Annotated in this window: 16 protein-coding genes; 11 read left to right on the plus strand and 5 right to left on the minus strand. The window is 69.1% G+C overall.

Annotated elements, in window-relative coordinates; genetic code table 11:
* Positions 1-150: 150 nt before the first annotated feature.
* From Q8N10_RS19225 to Q8N10_RS19240, 4 genes are all read left to right on the plus strand, one after another.
* Positions 151-1029, plus strand: coding sequence for a 3-hydroxybutyryl-CoA dehydrogenase (locus tag Q8N10_RS19225; protein WP_304782867.1), 879 nt, complete (start codon positions 151-153; stop codon positions 1027-1029).
* Positions 1030-1124: 95 nt separating this feature from the next.
* A complete protein-coding gene (locus tag Q8N10_RS19230; protein ID WP_304782865.1) occupies positions 1125-2783 on the plus strand; it encodes a GMC family oxidoreductase in 1659 nt (552 codons plus the stop codon).
* Positions 2784-2976: 193 nt separating this feature from the next.
* The gene (locus Q8N10_RS19235) at positions 2977-4239 is read left to right on the plus strand and encodes an EAL domain-containing protein (RefSeq protein ID WP_304782863.1); all 1263 of its coding nucleotides are present in this window, start codon (positions 2977-2979) and stop codon (positions 4237-4239) included.
* Positions 4240-4286: 47 nt separating this feature from the next.
* A complete protein-coding gene (locus Q8N10_RS19240; protein WP_304782861.1) occupies positions 4287-5141 on the plus strand; it encodes a TIGR01459 family HAD-type hydrolase in 855 nt (284 codons plus the stop codon).
* Positions 5142-5150: 9 nt separating this feature from the next.
* Here the strand turns inward: Q8N10_RS19240 and Q8N10_RS19245 are convergent, their stop codons facing one another.
* A complete protein-coding gene (locus Q8N10_RS19245; protein ID WP_304782859.1) occupies positions 5151-5612 on the minus strand; it encodes a copper resistance protein NlpE N-terminal domain-containing protein in 462 nt (153 codons plus the stop codon).
* Between the two features lie 111 nt (positions 5613-5723).
* Here Q8N10_RS19245 and Q8N10_RS19250 point away from each other — a divergent pair, with 111 nt between their 5' ends.
* The 6 genes from Q8N10_RS19250 to Q8N10_RS19275 all read left to right on the plus strand — a co-directional run bounded on the left by Q8N10_RS19250 (position 5724) and on the right by Q8N10_RS19275 (position 12462).
* A complete protein-coding gene (locus tag Q8N10_RS19250; protein WP_304782857.1) occupies positions 5724-6146 on the plus strand; it encodes a MaoC family dehydratase in 423 nt (140 codons plus the stop codon).
* A gap of 5 nt (positions 6147-6151) precedes the next feature.
* A complete protein-coding gene (locus Q8N10_RS19255; RefSeq protein WP_304782855.1) occupies positions 6152-7087 on the plus strand; it encodes a bifunctional riboflavin kinase/FAD synthetase in 936 nt (311 codons plus the stop codon).
* 80 nt (positions 7088-7167) lie between these two features.
* Complete coding sequence (locus Q8N10_RS19260) at positions 7168-8259, plus strand: S1C family serine protease (protein WP_304782851.1); 1092 nt, start codon at positions 7168-7170, stop codon at positions 8257-8259.
* Between the two features lie 164 nt (positions 8260-8423).
* Positions 8424-11336: an isoleucine--tRNA ligase gene (gene ileS, locus Q8N10_RS19265; protein WP_304782848.1), complete on the plus strand. Its 2913-nt coding sequence runs from the start codon at positions 8424-8426 to the stop codon at positions 11334-11336.
* A 2-nt stretch (positions 11337-11338) separates the two neighbouring features.
* A complete protein-coding gene (gene lspA / locus Q8N10_RS19270; protein ID WP_304782845.1) occupies positions 11339-11824 on the plus strand; it encodes a signal peptidase II in 486 nt (161 codons plus the stop codon).
* 80 nt (positions 11825-11904) lie between these two features.
* Positions 11905-12462: a DUF3035 domain-containing protein gene (locus Q8N10_RS19275; RefSeq protein WP_304782842.1), complete on the plus strand. Its 558-nt coding sequence runs from the start codon at positions 11905-11907 to the stop codon at positions 12460-12462.
* On the opposite strand, the gene Q8N10_RS19280 is transcribed toward Q8N10_RS19275, so the two are convergent.
* Positions 12443-12814 (minus strand): hypothetical protein, encoded by a 372-nt coding sequence (locus Q8N10_RS19280; RefSeq protein ID WP_304782839.1) that lies wholly within the window; start codon positions 12812-12814, stop codon positions 12443-12445. The two genes, Q8N10_RS19275 and Q8N10_RS19280, sit on opposite strands and share 20 nt — an antisense overlap.
* Before the next feature lie 79 nt (positions 12815-12893).
* Positions 12894-13835, minus strand: a complete 942-nt coding sequence (locus Q8N10_RS19285) for a TraB/GumN family protein (RefSeq protein WP_304782836.1) — start codon at positions 13833-13835, stop codon at positions 12894-12896.
* Positions 13836-13893: 58 nt separating this feature from the next.
* On the opposite strand from Q8N10_RS19285, the gene mutL reads away from it, so the two are divergent.
* Positions 13894-15738 (plus strand): DNA mismatch repair endonuclease MutL, encoded by a 1845-nt coding sequence (gene mutL, locus Q8N10_RS19290; RefSeq protein ID WP_304782833.1) that lies wholly within the window; start codon positions 13894-13896, stop codon positions 15736-15738.
* A 233-nt stretch (positions 15739-15971) separates the two neighbouring features.
* Here mutL and Q8N10_RS19295 read toward each other — a convergent pair whose 3' ends face one another.
* Together Q8N10_RS19295 and Q8N10_RS19300 are read right to left on the minus strand one after the other, a co-directional pair.
* Positions 15972-16298 carry a cell division protein ZapA gene (locus Q8N10_RS19295; RefSeq protein ID WP_293495474.1) on the minus strand — a complete coding sequence of 109 codons (327 nt, stop codon included), beginning with the start codon at positions 16296-16298 and terminating at the stop codon, positions 15972-15974.
* Positions 16299-16301: 3 nt separating this feature from the next.
* A complete protein-coding gene (locus Q8N10_RS19300) occupies positions 16302-16616 on the minus strand; it encodes a DUF4164 family protein (RefSeq protein WP_304782829.1) in 315 nt (104 codons plus the stop codon).
* Between the last annotated feature and the right edge of the window lie 28 nt (positions 16617-16644).

Below are 16644 nucleotides of genomic sequence, written 5' to 3' on the forward strand. Positions count from 1 at the left end.
CTGATCGCGGCGTCCGCGCCACAGTCCCCGGGCCTCCTCGCGCTGCGCCGCAGCAAAAGCCTTGGCGGCGCCGCACATCGCCATGTTAGAAACTCGTCACAAGCCGTGGCGGACAGGGATACCGCCCGGCATGATCGAGGCTTAGTCGACATGGTGGATATCAAATCGGTCGGCGTCATTGGCGCAGGTCAGATGGGTTCGGGCATCGCCCACGTGGTCGCCCTGGGCGGCTATGACGTGCTGCTGCACGACGTGAGCGCCGAGCGGATCGAGACGGGCCTGGCCCAGATCCGCAAGAACATGACCCGCCAGGTCGTGCGCGGCATCATCACCCAGGAGGCCATGGACGTGGGCATCGCCCGCATCAAGGCCGCGCCCGAACTCCAGACGATCGGCGGCACGGACCTCGCCATCGAGGCGGCCACTGAGAACGAGGAGGTCAAGAAGTCGATCTTCAAGGCGCTCACCCCGCACCTCGGGCCCAACACCCTGCTGGCCTCCAACACCTCGTCCATCTCCATCACCCGCCTGGGGGCGGCCTCGGACCGGCCCGGCCGGTTCATCGGCCTGCACTTCATGAACCCGGTGCCGCTGATGAACCTCGTGGAGATCATCCGCGGCATCGCCACCGACGCGCCGACCTACGAGACCGCCGTCAACTTCGCCAAGTCCCTGGGCAAGACCACCGCCAACGCCGAGGACTTCCCGGCCTTCATCGTCAACCGCGTGCTGGTGCCGATGATCAACGAGGCGATCTACACCCTGTATGAAGGCGTCGGCACCGTGGAGGCCATCGACACCGCCATGAAGCTGGGCGCGAACCATCCCATGGGCCCGCTGGAACTGGGCGACTTCATCGGCCTGGATACGGTGCTGTCGATCATGAACGTCCTCTACGAGGGCCTGGCCGACTCTAAGTATCGGCCCTGTCCGCTGCTGGTGAAGTATGTCGAGGCCGGCTGGCTGGGCCGCAAGACCGACCGCGGCTTCTACGACTACCGCGGCGACGTCCCGGTCCCCACCCGCTAAGGCCAGATCCTCCGCTAGGCGCGCATTCCACCGTTTACGGCGACGCTTCGAACGCACACAACAGGGCCTGAAACCAGTCAGTCAGGAGGCCCCCGATGTCCGACATCGCGACCGCGGACTACATCATCGTCGGGGCGGGCTCGGCCGGATGCGTGCTGGCCAACCGACTTAGCGTAGACACGGCCAACAGCGTCCTGCTGCTGGAGGCTGGCGGCGACGACCGGCCCACCAAGGAACCGGGGCAGTTCCTCTCCAACGTCATGATCCACGTCCCGGTGGGCTACGCCCAGACGCTGAAGGATCCCAAAGTCAACTGGCTCTATCCCACCGAGCCCGATCCGGGCACGGGCGGGCGCGTTCATACCTGGCCGCGCGGCAAGGTCCTGGGCGGCTCGTCCTCGATCAATGGCCTGCTCTATATCCGCGGCCAGCAGGCCGACTATGACGGCTGGCGCCAGCTGGGGTGCGAAGGCTGGGGCTGGGACGACGTCGCCCCCTATTTCAGGCGCTCCCAGCACCAGGAGCGCGGGGCCAACGCGCACCACGCCGTCGGGGGCCCGCTCAACATCTCCGACGTCACCACCAAGCACCCGGTGTCCGACGCCGTGGTGGAGGCCTGTGTCGAGGCCGGCATCCCGCGAAACGAAGACGTCAACGGCGAGAACCAGGAGGGGGTCAGCTACTACCAGCTGACCGTCAAGAACGGGCAGCGGCACTCGGCGGCGGTGGCCTATCTGCACCCGGCCATGGGCCGTGCGAATCTCAAGGTCGAGACCCGGGCTCTCACCACCCGGGTGATCTTCGAAGGCAGGCGCGCCGTCGGGGTCGAGTACCTCCAGAACGGCGTCCGCAAGATCGCCAAGGCCCGTCGCGAGGTCATCCTGGCCGGCGGCGCGGTCAACTCGCCGCAACTGCTGCAACTGTCCGGCGTCGGCCCCGGCGAACTTCTGCGCGACCACGGGATCGAGGTGGTCGCCGACCTGCCCGGCGTCGGCGAGAACCTGCAGGATCACTATGTGATGGCGGTCACCTACCGCCTGAAGGCGGGAACCGTGTCGGTCAACGAACTGACTAAGGGGCCGCGCTTCCTGGGCGAGGTTCTGAAGTACGCCTTCCAGCGCAAGGGCCTGCTGACCCTGTCGGCTGCCCACGTGGCGGCCTTCTGCAAGTCGCGGCCCGACCTGGCGGGGCCGGACATCCAGTTCCACATCCTGCCGGCCTCGCAGAACCTGGAGAAGGCCATGAGCGGCAAGATGGAGCTGGACGGCGCGCCGGGCCTGACCATCGCGCCCTGCCAGGTACGGCCCGAGAGCCGAGGGACCATCCACATCAAGTCCGCCGACCCGACTGTTTATCCCGCCATCGCGCCCAACTACCTCTCCGATCCCCTCGACCAGGAGGTGGCGGTGGCCGGCCTGAAGTGGGGCCGCAAGATCGCCGCCCAGCCGGCGCTGGCCCCCTATATCGACCACGAGATGCTGCCGGGCCCGGACTTCAGCAATGACGAGGCCTTGCTGGGCTATGCCCGCATGGCCGGATCGACCATCTATCACCCGGTCGGCACCTGCCAGATGGGCTCGGGGCCCATGGCGGTGGTGGACGCCCAGCTGCGGGTGCGCGGCGTCGAGGGCCTGCGGGTGGTGGACGCCTCGGTGATGCCGCGCCTGGTGTCGGGCAACACCAATGCGCCAACCATCATGATCGCCGAGAAGGCCGCCGACATGATGCTGGGCAAGGTCGCCGCGTCCAATTAGCGCGAGCGCCTCGCGCAAACGTTAATCTGTTCGACTTGCACCGGCGGCACAGCCGATACTCAAGGCGATTCGGCAGAGCGCGTCAGGGTTAAGTGGAGTCCGGTTAACCCGTCCGACGCGCTCTAACTCTTAGGGCGAGCCTTTTTTGTCCCGTCGAACGTAACGTTTGACGGGAAAAGGCTCAGGCGGGACCATGCGACGGCTCACATTGGCGCTGCTTTCGGGCGCCTATCTCTGTGTTGCTCTGATCTTCGCCCTCCTCCTGTGGCGTAACGGGGGAGGCTGGGCGGCGGGCCTAGCCATGCTCGCGGCCGGATTCGCCCTTTGCTACACCTTCCATGGGCTGATCATGCACAGCCTGGAGAACGCCGCCCTGCGCCGCGAGCTGGAGATCATCCGCGAGGCGCAGCGCATCCTCATCGACCAGATGGAGCGCATGGACGCCCGCGTCGTCGAGGTGGTGGACACCGTCACCAATGACGCGGCCCGCCGCTCGGAAGAGCTGACCGGCGAGGTCCACATGCTGGAGGACCTGGTCCAGCGCATGGGCCAGCGGCTGGAGGAGCGCATGGTCCAGGCGCCGCCCGTCAGCGCCCGCCACACCCCGCAGCACCGCCAGTCGGCCGCGCTGCTGGAAACCATCCGCGAGGCGCTGGCCGAGAACCGGGTCGACCTCTATCTGCAGCCGGTCGTCGGCCTGCCGCAGCGCCGGACGGTCTTCTACGAAAGCTTCTCGCGCCTGCGCGACGAGACCGGCCGGGTGATGATGCCTGCCGAGTACCTGGCTGTGGCCGAGCCCGAGGGCCTGGTCACCTCCATCGACAACCTGCTGCTGTTCCGCTGCGTGCAGATCGTCCGGCGCCTGGCCAAGACCGACAAGAAGATCGGTATCTTCTGCAACATCTCCACCTCCAGCCTGGCCGACGAGAGCTTCTTCCCGCAGTTCCTCGACCTGCTGGCCGCCAACCGCGACCTGGCGGGCGCCCTGATCTTCGAACTGGGCCAGGCCGCCTTCGACGCGCGCGGCGCAACCGAGGCCCGCAACATGGGCAAGCTGGCCGACCTCGGCTTCCGCTTCAGCCTGGACAAGGTCGTCGACCTGGATCTCGACTTCCAGGACCTGGCGCGCTCTGACGTGAAGTTCCTGAAGATCGGCGCCCAGTTCCTGCTGAACCAGCTGGTGGAGACTGACGAAGGCCTGGTGCTGAAGTCGATGCCAGACCTGGCCGCCCAGGACTTCTCGACGCTGACCCGCCGCTACGGGGTGGAGATCATCGCCGAGAAGGTCGAGGAGGAGCGCCAGATCGTCGACATCCTCGAGCTCGACATCGCCTATGGCCAGGGCCACTTGTTCGGCGAGCCGAGACCGATCAAGGACGCCGTGCTGGCCGAGACCGATCCCCCCGCCGAGTTCCTGCGCACCAACATGCGCCGCCGCGCCGGCGGGCGGCACTAGCCCAAGCTGATTGACCGGGCGGGCTTGGGCCGTTACCGCCCGACCCCATGACCGCACTGATCTCCGGACTCTCCGACCTCGCCGACCGCTACGACGTGATCCTCTCAGACGTCTGGGGCGTGATCCACAATGGCCGTGAGAGCTTCCCCGCCGCCTGCGGGGCGCTCGCCAAGTGGGGCGAAGAAAAGCCGGTGGTGCTGATCTCCAACTCGCCGCGCCCCTCGCACTCGGTGATCCCGCAGCTGGATGAGCTCGGCGTGCAGCGCGCCGCCTGGCAGGCCTTTGTCACCTCCGGCGACGCCACCCGGGTGCTGCTGAGCGAACTGGCCCCCGGCCCCGCCTGGCGGGTCGGCCCCGAGCGCGACGCCCCGCTCTATGAGGGGCTGGGCCTGGACTATGCCGACTACGACAAGGCCGCCTTCATCTCGGTGACCGGTCCCTATGACGACGAGGTCGAGGGGCCTGGTGACTACCAGGACCGCTTTGAGGCCTGCGCCGCCCGCGGCCTGGTGATGACCTGCGCCAATCCCGACATCGTCGTGCAGCGCGGCGACCGGCTGATCTATTGCGGCGGGGCGCTGGCCCAGCTCTACGCCCAGCTGGGCGGCAAGGTGCTGATGGCGGGCAAGCCCTACGCGCCGATCTACGACCTTTGCCTGGTGGAGGCGCAGCGGCTGCTGGGTCGGCCCGTGGACCGCGCCCGCGTGCTCTGCATCGGCGACGGCCTGCCCACCGACGTGAAGGGCGCCAACGACCAGGGGCTCGACGTGCTGTTCGTCGCCAGCGGCATCCACGGGGCCGAGACCATCGGGCCTGATGGGCTGAACGCCAAGGCGGTGGAGGACCTGCTGGCCGCCGACGACCTGACAGCCACCTACGCGATCGCCGACCTGGTCTGGTAGCGGCGCACCTTACTTCGCCCGCTTGAGCGTGCTGGGAAGGCTGTCAGGCAGGGGCGTCCTGTCACCGCCGAGCACCTTCAACGCCTCATCATCCCCGACCCGGCGGAAGTGGCGGCGCGCAGGTTCCGGTTTTTCGGGGTTGAGTTCGTAGACCGTGGCGTCGGGGTCGACGGCGTCACCGCGCAGCGTGCCCCAGATGCCGGTGGTGATGATGGGCGCGCCACGCTCCAGATAGGTCTCCACCAGCTTGTATGTGCCGCCGCCCGAATAGGGCGCGTCGCGGGTCAGGGTCAGCTCGGTGCGGAGCCCGGGACAGTCGGTGCAGGGCAGGTCGCCGGCGAAGGTGATCGACAGGGCGTCCGGCGACGGCGCCGCGGCGGCCACGGGCGCAGGCGGCGCCTCGGGAGCCTTCGCCGCCTGGGGAGAACAGGCAGTCATCAACAGCGCCAAGGCCAGGGCGAGGTATTTCATCGCGATCTCTCCGACAGCCCAAGCAAGCTTGGCCGTCACAGGCGATCGCGTCCAGGGCTTCGCTTGTGGGCGCAAGGCCGCTAAGGAAGGCCAACGGCAGGGGACGCGCGCGTGCAGGGACTGTTCTTCGAAGAGCTGAGTGTCGGCCAGTCGGCCGAGACCACCAAGGTCGTCACCGCCAATGACGTGGAGGCCTTCGCCGCCGTCTCGGGCGACACCAACCCCGTCCATCTGGACGAGGACTACGCCAAGACCACCACCTTCCAGACCCGCATCGCCCACGGCATGCTGTCGGGCGCCTATATCTCGGCGGTGATCGGCACGAAGCTGCCGGGGCCGGGCGCCATCTACCTCGCGCAGTCCATGCGCTTCCGGCGGCCGGTGAGGCTGGGCGATCTCGTGGTGACGCGGGTGACGGTCCAGGCCCTGGACGACAAGCGCGGTCACGCGACGCTCGCCACCGTCTGTCAGGTGGACGGCAAGACGGTGGTGGACGGCGAGGCGGTGATCATGGTCCCGCGGAAGGGCGCCTGACCTCCATGCGCATCGTCCACGACTGGAAGGGCCTGGCCGATACCGACCGCGGCGCGGCTGTGGCCCTGGGCAATTTTGACGGCGTCCACCGTGGCCACCAGCAGGTGATCGCGCTCGCCGCCAAGGCCGCGGGCCAGCTAAAGGCGCCCCTTGGGGTGATCAGCTTCGATCCGCACCCGCGCCGCATCTTCCAGCCCGATTCGCCGTCCTTCCGGCTGATGCAGCCCGATCAGCAGGCCCGCGCCCTGGCGGGACTGGGGGTGGATATCTCCTATGTCCTGCCCTTCACCCAGGAATTCGCCGAGATGACCGACCGCGAGTTCGTGGTCGAGGTGCTGCACAAGGGCCTGGGGGTGCGCGATGTCGCCGTCGGTTTCGACATCTCCTTCGGCAAGGGCCGCACCGGCAGCCCGGAGACCATGGCCCGTTACGGCGAGGAGCTGGGCTTCGGCGTCTCCGTGGCCCAGGCGGTCGGCGAAGGGAACGCCAAGTTCTCCTCCACCGCCGTTCGCGAAGTCCTGCGGGACGGCCATCCTGAGATCGCCGCCTCGATCCTGGGCCGCCCCTTCGCCATCGAGGGCGTGGTGGAGCGCGGCCGCCAGCTGGGCCGCACCCTGGGCTATCCCACCGCCAATGTGGACCTGAGGGACTACGTCCTGCCGCGCTTCGGCGTCTACGCCACCCGCACGCGCCTGCCCGATGGCCGCGAGATCGCCGGGGTAGCCAATATCGGAGTCAGCCCGATGATCGATGGGATGACCGCGCCCCGGCTGGAGGTCTGGATGTTCGACTTCGACGAGGACATCTACGACCAGGTGATCGAGACTGACCTGATCGCCTTCCTGCGCGACGAGGCCCGGTTCGCCAGCATGGACGCCATGACCGCCCAGATCGTGGCCGACGCCGCCCAGGCGCGCGCGCTGCTGCTGCCGGAGATCTGACAGCCTCCCTCCAGGCGCGACACCCCTGGACTCTCGGTTAACAGATGGTTTTTCCTGTCGGTTGGGACAGCGAGGGGCCGATGCCGACCCAGATCAAGGGATTGAAATACGCCGCCTTCGCCGCGGCGCGCCGCCCCCGCCGCAAGCGGCCGCCGTCCTACGCCTTCGCCCCGGACGCCACCTTCGCCTATTCCGAGCGGCCGCCGCAGCCGCCGACTCCACCGGCGAGTCCCGGCGGCGATGCGGGCCTGCTGGACGCCTATTCCCACGCCGTGGTGAGCGCGGTGGAGCGGGTAGGGCCGGCTGTGGTCAGCGTCCACCCCTGGCGCGGACCGCAGGGGCCTGAGGGCGTGGGCTCGGGCGTCGTCATCGCGCCGGACGGCCTGATCCTCACCAACAGCCATGTGGTGCGAGGCGCGGCCGCCGCCGAGATCATCGGCCTCGACGGCCGGGTGTTCCGCGCCCGGCTGATCGGCGACGACCCCGACACCGACCTCGCTCTGCTGCGGATCGAGGGCGGGGTCACCCTGCCCTACGCCCGCCTGGGCGACTCCAAGGCCATGCGCCGAGGCCAGCTGGTGATCGCCATCGGCGCGCCCCTGGGGTTCGAGGCCACGGTCACGGCCGGGGTCGTTTCGGCTCTCGGCCGCTCCCTGCGAGGTGAGCGGGGCCGGCTGATCGAGGACCTGATCCAGACCGACGCCTCGCTCAATCCCGGCTCCTCCGGCGGCCCCCTGGTCAATTCCGCCGGCGAGGTGGTGGGGATCGCCACCGCGGTGATCGCCGGGGCCCAGGGCCTGTGCTTCGCGATGGCCGCCAACACCGCGGCCCTGGTGGTGGGCGAGTTGATCAAGCACGGGAGGGTGCGGCGAGGCTCCATCGGGGTGATCGCCCAGCAGGTGCCCATCCCCCGCGACCTGGCCCGCGCCGTGGGCCTGGACCAGCCCTTCGGGGTTTGGATCGCCACCTGTGAAGTGAACGGGCCCGCCGCCCGGGCCGGCCTGCTGCCTGGGGACCTGATCGTGGCGGCGGAGGGGGCGCCCCTGACCGGACTGGACGACCTGATGCGGGCGCTGGGGACTGACACGATCGGCCGGGCCATGGATTTCGAGGTGATCCGCCAGGGCCGGCGCCTGACGCTCGCCGTCACCCCGCGCGAGCGCCGGCGCTGAACCAAAGGGCTCGCCCGACGCGCGCCCCTCTGCTATCTCGGCGCGCTATGACCTTGGTTCGGACATTGTCGCGAATTACCCGCCCGGCGTGACGCCGCCGGACGAAGCTCCAGCGCGCGCCGGGATCACCCGCACACTCGTTCCGAACACCGCTGGAAAGCCCCATGGCCGACGACGCTGACAAGCCCGCGCGCGACTATCGCGAAACCGTCTTCCTTCCCGACACCCCGTTCCCGATGCGGGCGGGCCTGCCGGTCAAGGAGCCCGAGATCCTGGCCCGCTGGGCCAAGCTCGACCTCTACAACACAGTGCGTGCGGAACGGCAGGCGGCAGGCGCCCCGCTGTTCGTGCTGCACGACGGCCCGCCCTACGCCAACGGCGCCATCCACATCGGCCACGCCCTGCAGAAGACCCTGAAGGACTTCGTGGTCCGCTCGCGGTTCGCCATGGGTTACGACGTCGACTATGTGCCCGGCTGGGACTGCCACGGCCTGCCCATCGAGTGGAAGATCGAGGAAGAACTGCGGAGCCAGGGCCGCCGCAAGGACGAGGTCTCCAAGGCCGAGTTCCGCGAGCGCTGCCGCACCTATGCGGCCAAGTGGATCGACGTGCAGCGGGACGGCTTCAAGCGCCTGGGCGTCGTCGGCGACTGGGAGAACCGCTACGCCACGATGGACTATTCGTCGGAGGCCGCGATCGTCGCGGAGTTCCACAAGTTCGTCACCTCCGGCCAGCTCTATCGCGGCTCCAAGCCGGTGATGTGGAGCCCGGTGGAGCGCACCGCGCTGGCTGACGCCGAGGTCGAATACGCCGACGTCAACTCGCCGACCATCTGGGTGAAATTCCCGGTGGTGGAGGGCAGCGAGGCCGCCCGCGGGGCCAGCATCGTCATCTGGACGACCACGCCGTGGACCATCCCGGCCAACCGGGCGATCAGCTACAACAACGACATCGCCTATGGCGTCTACCTGGTCGAGGCTATGGAAGAGGGCCTGGAGTTCGAGCCTTGGGCCAAGGCCGGCGACCGGCTGATCGTGGCCGACAAGCTGGCCGACGACGTCTTCAAAGCCGCCAAGATCACCGCCACCCGCCGAATCGAGACCTTCGACCCGCAGGGCGTCACCGCCGAGCATCCGCTAGCGGGACTGGACAGCTATTACCAGTTCGCCGTGCCGCTGCTGGACGGCGACCATGTGACCGACGACGCCGGCACCGGCTTTGTCCACACCGCGCCGGGCCATGGGGCCGACGACTACCTGGTCTGGCTGGCCCACGGCCATCGCGAGATCCCGGAAACCGTCGATCCGGACGGCGCCTATTATGAGCACGTGGCCCTGTTCGCCGGCCTCAAGGTGCTGGAGACGGAGGGCAAGAAGGTCGGCAAGTTCGGCCCGGCCAACGGCGCGGTGCAGGAAAAGCTGATCGAGGCCGGACGCCTGCTGGCGCGCGGCCGGGTGGAGCACTCCTATCCCCACTCCTGGCGTTCCAAGGCGCCGGTGATCTTCCGCAACACGCCCCAGTGGTTCATCCGCATGGACACCGCCATCGAGGACAAGCTCCACGACGGCAAGACCCTGCGCGAGACGGCGCTGAACGCCATCGAGGCGACCACCTTCCACCCGGCCGGCGGCAAGAACCGCATCCGCGCCATGGTGGAGAGCCGCCCCGACTGGCTGATCAGCCGCCAACGGGCCTGGGGCGCGCCTCTGGCCATGTTCGTGGACAAGGAGACCAGCCAGCCCCTGGTGGACCCCGAGCTCAACAAGCGCATCGTCGACCTGATCGCCGCCGAGGGCGCCGACGCCTGGTTCACCCGGCCGGTGAGCGACTTCCTGGGGAACCACGACCCCGAGCGCTACGAGAAGGTCGAGGACATCCTCGACGTCTGGTTCGACTCCGGCTCGACCCACGCCTTCACGCTGGAGAACCGCGAGCACACCCGCTGGCCCGCCGACCTCTATCTCGAGGGCTCCGACCAGCACCGCGGCTGGTTCCAGTCCTCGCTGCTGGAGAGCTCCGGCACGCGGGGCCGCGCGCCCTACGACGCCATCCTCACCCATGGGTTCACCATGGACGAGAACGGCGAGAAGATGAGCAAGTCCAAGGGCAACACGGTGGACCCCGAGGTGGTGATCCGCGAGTCCGGCGCCGAGATCATCCGGCTGTGGGCCTCGATGATCGACTATTCCGACGACAGCCGGATCGGCAAGACGATCCTGGCCACCACCACCGACGCCTATCGCAAGCTGCGCAACACCGTCCGCTATCTGCTGGGCGCGCTCGCCGGCTTCGACGAGAGCGAACGGGTGGCGCTGGAGGACATGCCGCCCCTGGAGCGGTTCATCCTGCACCGCCTGCACGAACTGGATGGCCAGGTCCGCGCCGCCTATGACGCCTATCTGTTCCAGGACGTCAGCCGGCCGATCACCGAGTTCTGCCAGGTGGAGCTGTCGCAGCTGTTCTTCGACATCCGCCGCGACGCCCTCTACTGCGACCAGCCCGGCTCCCTACGCCGCCGGGCCGCGCGCACGGTGATGGACGCGGTGTTCGAGCGCCTGACGGTGTGGCTTTCGCCCCTGATCCCCTTCACCATGGAAGAGGCCTGGACCACCCGGTTCCCCGACGCCCCGTCCAACTGCCTGCGGGTGTTCCCGGAGACGCCCGCCGCCTGGGCCAATCCGGCCGAGGCGGTACGCTGGGCGAAGATCCAGTCGGTCACCTCCGTGGTCACCGGCGCGCTGGAGGTGGAGCGCCGCGAGAAGCGCATGGGGGCCGCCCTGGAAGCCGCCCCGGTGGTGCACATCGCCGACGCGGGGCTGCTCGCCGCCTTCGAGAGCCTGGACGCCGCCGAACTGTTCCGCACCAGCCAGGCGACCCTTGTCCCTGGCGAAGGCCCGGCCAGCGCCTTCCGTCTGGCCGAGACGCCCGGCGTGGCGGTTGAGCCGATCAAGGCCGACGGTCGGAAGTGCGCCCGCTCCTGGCGTATCCTGCCGGAGGTGGGCTCCGACCCGCGCTATCCGGAACTGTCGCTGCGGGACGCCGAAGCTGTCGCCGCCTGGGACGCTGAAAGGGCCTGAGCATGAAAGCCATCACCAAATACGGCTGGTCGGCCTACATACTGGCGATGACGGTCATCGTCCTGGATCAGGTCTCCAAGCACCTGATCCTTGGCCTGCTGGGAACCCAGGCGGGCTCCAGCGTACCGGTGGGCGGGCCCTTCAGCCTGACCCTGGTCTGGAACCAGGGGGTGAGCTTTGGCCTGTTCAGCGCCGAGCATGACGTGGTGCGCTGGGCGCTCACCGCCTTTTCGCTGATCGTCGCCATCTTCCTCGCCAACTGGGCGCGCACGGCCCTGCGCTGGTCGATGGCCCTCGGCCTGGGCCTGGTCATGGGGGGCGCGATCGGCAACGCCATCGACCGGGTGCGCTTCGGGGCCGTGGTGGATTTTCTGGACTTCCAGCGGTTGGGTTTCTTCCCCTGGGTGTTCAATGTGGCCGACGCGGCCATCACCATCGGGGTGGTCTTCCTTTTGCTTGATTCCACCCGCAAAGAGGCGGCCGCCTAAACGCGTTGGCGGCGATTGCCGTTTGCGCTATCTGACATGTCCATCTTCGGCCGGGGGCGGCCTATCGGAGCCTGTAGTTCATGAGCTTGAACCGAGTGATCGTCGCGACCGCCCTGATCGGGATGGTGGGTCTCACCGGCTGCGCCTCGTCCCGCAAGGCGCTGGGCATGACCAAGGTGACCCCCGACGAGTTCCGCGTGGTGTCCAAGGCCCCCCTGGTGGTGCCGCCCGACTATTCCCTGCGTCCGCCGGCCCCGGGTGAACCCCGCCCGCAGGAACTGCAGCCCGAGAGCGCCGCGCGCAACGCCCTGCTGGGTCGCCGCGACGCCGAGGCCCGCACCGAAGGTGAAAAGCTGCTGGTGGCCAAGGCCGGCGCTGACAAGGCCGATCCGCTGATCCGCTACGTCGTCGACGACGAGGGCGGCGACCTTGCCCACAAGGAAAAGAGCTTCGCCGACCGGGTGATGTTCTGGAAGGATGGCAAGGCCAGCGCCGCGGCGACCGCGGCGGCGGGCGACAACGTCCCGGCTCCCATCGACCCGGCCTCGGAAGCCGCCAAGATCCGCGAAGTCACCGGTGACAAGCCCGTGGTCATCGCGCGCGAGAAGAGCACCCGGATCAAGCTGCCGGGTCTCTAGGTCCCGGACGGATCACCTGGAGCGTCAGGAAGGCGCCCACCAGGAAAAGCAGGAAGATGACCGCATAGGTCGTTCCGGCCTCGCCCAGCTGCGGGCTGCGCGGCGAGAACATGCGTACCAGGCCGGCGGTCAGGGCCGCCCAGCCCAGCAGCGTCACCACCAGCGTCCACCTCAGCCGCCAGACATTGTGGATGCGGGTGATCGCCAGGCCCGCCACGAACAGCAACACCCCGTTCAGATAGACCAGGGTTGGGTCGGCCGGGCTCCAGATGTCCAGGTTCAAGGCCTCGGAGGTGGTGACCGCCATCAGGGTCGGCCCCGCCAGCCCGGCGATGTGTCTCGGATCGGCCATGTCGTCGCCCTTGGACCTAGGATTGAGGCCCATGTGACTGGCGCACGGGACGCGTCACCTTGACGCCGATCAAGCGGCCCTAGTCTTCGCCCGGCGTCTTCACCTCGAACCCTTGGGACTGGAGCTGATCCAGCACGCCGCCCTGGGCCAGCAGGGGACGTAGAGGCACGACGGCCACGGCGTGGCCTGGGGTCTTGAGCGCTCTGGCGATGGCGGCGGCCTGGTCGGCCTTGAAGCGGCGGTCCAGCGCCAGGGCTCCGGGCGCCGAGGCCAGGCATTTCTCGAAGCCGCGCTCGGCGGTAAGCGCGCCGCGCACGTCACCCTGGGCCCAGGCCTCGGCGGCGCGGCGGGCGGCGGCGGGACCGGCCTCTGCCTCATCCAGGGCGTCTTCGAGACAGGCCTGCTGGGCGGCTGCGGGCGTGCGCACGACCTGACCCAGCAGACCGCCCGCGTCGTAGCTCTTCTCCTCGACCCTGATCTTTCGCCCCTTGGCCAGGCGCCGCACGGTCTTGGCGGGATCGGCGGCGGTGAGCTGGCTGGCCTGGCGATAGTCGTCCACCAGGATCAGGCCCGCCGCGAGGCCGTTCTTCGTCGCATAGCGTTCGGGCGGCTTGCCGCTGCCGGTGCGGACCGCGACGAAGCGGGCCTTCAGCGCCGCCGGCAGGGTCGCCTCATAGGGCGTCTTGGATCGCAGGCGGAGCAGATTGATCGCCGCGCCGGGCGCGCTGAACAGACCGACGCTGACCTGGTTGAAGGGCAGGATCACCCGGTTCGCGCCCTGCAGGCGGCGGGTGAGCACGCTCTGGTCCCAGGCGAGCGATTTGGGCATGATCGAAGGGGCGCCCAGGACATAGACCACGGTGTCGGCGTCGGAGACCCGCCACCAGGCCGGCCCCGGCAACAGGGCGGTGACCACCAGCTCCTCCACCAGCACCGCGTCGGGATCGACGGGCGAAGCCTGGGCCACGGCGGAGGTCGCCAGCAGGAGCGCGGCCAGGGCCAGGGACGTCGCGAACCTCATCTGCCTCACCCCCGGTGGAATCGTCCTATATATCCAGTCCGAGGACCTGGGCTCTAAAATGACCATCCGCAGACTGCCGCCCGAGACCGTGAACCGCATCGCCGCCGGCGAGGTGGTGGAGCGGCCTGCCAGCGCGGTCAAGGAGCTGGTGGAGAACGCGCTGGACGCCGGGGCGCGCAGCGTCGAGGTCCAGGCCGACGGCGGCGGCCTGACCCGCATCCTGGTGGCCGACGACGGCGATGGCCTGGCGGCCGACCAGCTGCCGCTCGCCATCGAGCGCCACGCCACCTCCAAGCTCAGCCCTGACGACGCCGGGGACTATGACCTGCTGCACATCCACACCCTGGGCTTCCGGGGCGAGGCCCTGCCCTCGATTGGCTCGGTGGCGCGGCTGTCCATCTCGTCCCGCGCCCGCGGAGTCACCGAAGCGCATTCGATCCTGGTGGAGGGCGGCGCCATGGGGGCGGTGTCCCCCTCCGGCTTCCCCGGCCCGCATGGGGCGCGGGTGGAGGTGCGCGACCTGTTCTACGCCACCCCAGCCCGGCTGAAGTTCATGAAGTCCGAGCGTTCGGAGGCCATGGCCATCGCCGAGGAGATCAAGCGCCAGGCCATGGCCCATGAGGCCGTCTCCTTCGCCCTGGACCTCGACGGCCGCCGCACCCTGCGCCTGCCGGCCGAGAGCAAGGGGCCGGACGGCCGCCTGGCGCGCCTGGCCTCGATCATGGGCCGGGAGTTCCAGGACAATGCGCTGGCCATCGACCAGGAGCGGGACAATATCCGCCTCTCGGGGTTCGCCGGCCTGCCCACCTACAATCGCGGCAACTCGGCCCATCAGTACCTGTTCGTCAACGGCCGTCCGGTGCGAGACCGGCTGCTGCAGGGCGCCCTACGCGGGGCCTATGCCGACTTCCTGGCCCGCGACCGCCATCCCCTGGTGGCGCTCTATCTGGAGCTCGACCCCAGCCAGGTGGATGTGAACGTCCACCCCGCCAAGGCCGAGGTGCGGTTCCGCGACCCGGCCATGGTGCGCGGCCTGATCGTCTCGGGCCTGCGCCACGTCCTGGCCGGCGCCGGACACCGCGCCTCGACCTCGGTGGCCAGCGAGGCGTTGAGCGGCTTTAGGCCCGGCTACGCGCCGCAACCCTCGGCGGAGGGCTTCTCGGCCTGGCGCATGGGCGGCTGGGTGCAGGCGGCGGCCCAGGCGATCCCGGGTCTCACCGAGATCTCGGCGCGGTCGGAGGTTGAATACGAGCCCGGCAGCTATTCACCGGGCCCCGGCCTGCACGAGGCGCCTGCCGCCTCAGTGGTGTTTGATCCGGTGGACTTCCCCCTGGGAGCCGCCCGCGCCCAGGTGCACGAGACCTATATCGTCGCCCAGACCCGCGATGGGGTGGTGATCGTCGACCAGCACGCCGCCCATGAGCGGCTGGTCTATGAGCGGATGAAGGTGGAGATGGCCGGCGGCGGGGTTTCCCGCCAGGCCCTGCTCCTGCCCGAGGTGGTGGAGCTCGATCCCGCCGAGGCCGAGCGCGTGGTGGCCAAGGCCGACGAACTGATGGCGCTAGGCCTTGCGGTGGAGGCCTTCGGCCCCGGGGCGGTCCTGGTGCGTGAGACCCCGGCCCTGTTGGGGGAGACCGATGTCGCCGGCCTGGTGCGCGACATCGCTGATGACCTGTCGGAGAACGGTCAGGCCCTGGCGCTGAAGGAGCGGCTGGAGGAGGTCTGCTCCACCATGGCCTGCCACGGCTCGGTGCGGGCCGGACGGCGGCTCTCGGCGCCGGAGATGAACGCCCTGCTCCGCCAGATGGAGGCCACCCCCCACTCGGGCCAGTGCAACCACGGCCGGCCCACCTATGTGGAGCTGAAGCTGGCCGATATCGAGCGGCTGTTCGGGCGGCGGTAGCAAACCCACCGCTCACCCCGGCGAAGGCCGGGGCCCAGATACCTCCACTGCCGCTGAGAGCGCCCTTTCATTTGGTTCATTTGGTTCGTGTGGTTCGTGGAAAATCGGGTGGGCCTCTGCGGCGTCGCGGCCGGAAAACTTAGAACCACGAACCTCACGAACCACACAAACGGGATCCTGATCGGAAGCCCGACCTCCGACCTGAGTCCCGACCTTCGCCGGGATGAGCGGTGTTACTCCGCCGCCAGCTTCTCGATGCGCTTGGCCGCGTTGTCGAGGGCCAGGGTGGCGCGGACCTCGATGCGGGCCTGGTCGGACTGCATACGGGCCAGTTCGGCCTGCACCGTGCCGAGCCGCGCCTTGGCGTCGGCCAGTTCGTCGGCCAGCAGCAGGGCGCCCATCAGGAACAGGCGGGTGTCGCCGAGCTGGCCCATGTCCTGGGAGACCTGGCGAACTTGGCGGTCGAAGATGCGCGCCAGCTCGATCAGGTGCTGTTCCTGGCCGTCCTCGCAGCCGACGGTGTAGGGGCGGCCGTTCACCTCGATGATCATCTGGGCCATGGCCTAGACCTCTTCGCTTTCGTGGACGGGCTGTTCGGCCGGCGCGTCATGGTCGGCCAGGGCCGCCTGGATCTCGGCGATGGCGCGGCCAAGCGCCGCGGAGGCCTCGGCCCCGGCCTCCTCCAGGGCGCGCTCGCGGGCGCGGGCCTTGTCCAGTTCGTCGGCGAGCTTGGCGCGGTCCTGGTCGAACAGGCCGCCCGGCTCCTCGCCGGCCTGCGGCGCGCGCGCGGCCAGGCGCTGTTCCAGCTGGGCGACCGCGCGATCCAGCCGCTTGGCGGCCTGGTCGAGGGCGCTGTCGCCCGCAGACTCCCGGTTCATTCGACGCTCCGAAGGTGTGACTGTTAAT

Origin of the sequence: Phenylobacterium sp., assembly GCF_030693625.1 — a bacterium.
GTDB classification, from domain to species: Bacteria; Pseudomonadota; Alphaproteobacteria; order Caulobacterales; family Caulobacteraceae; genus Phenylobacterium; species Phenylobacterium ferrooxidans.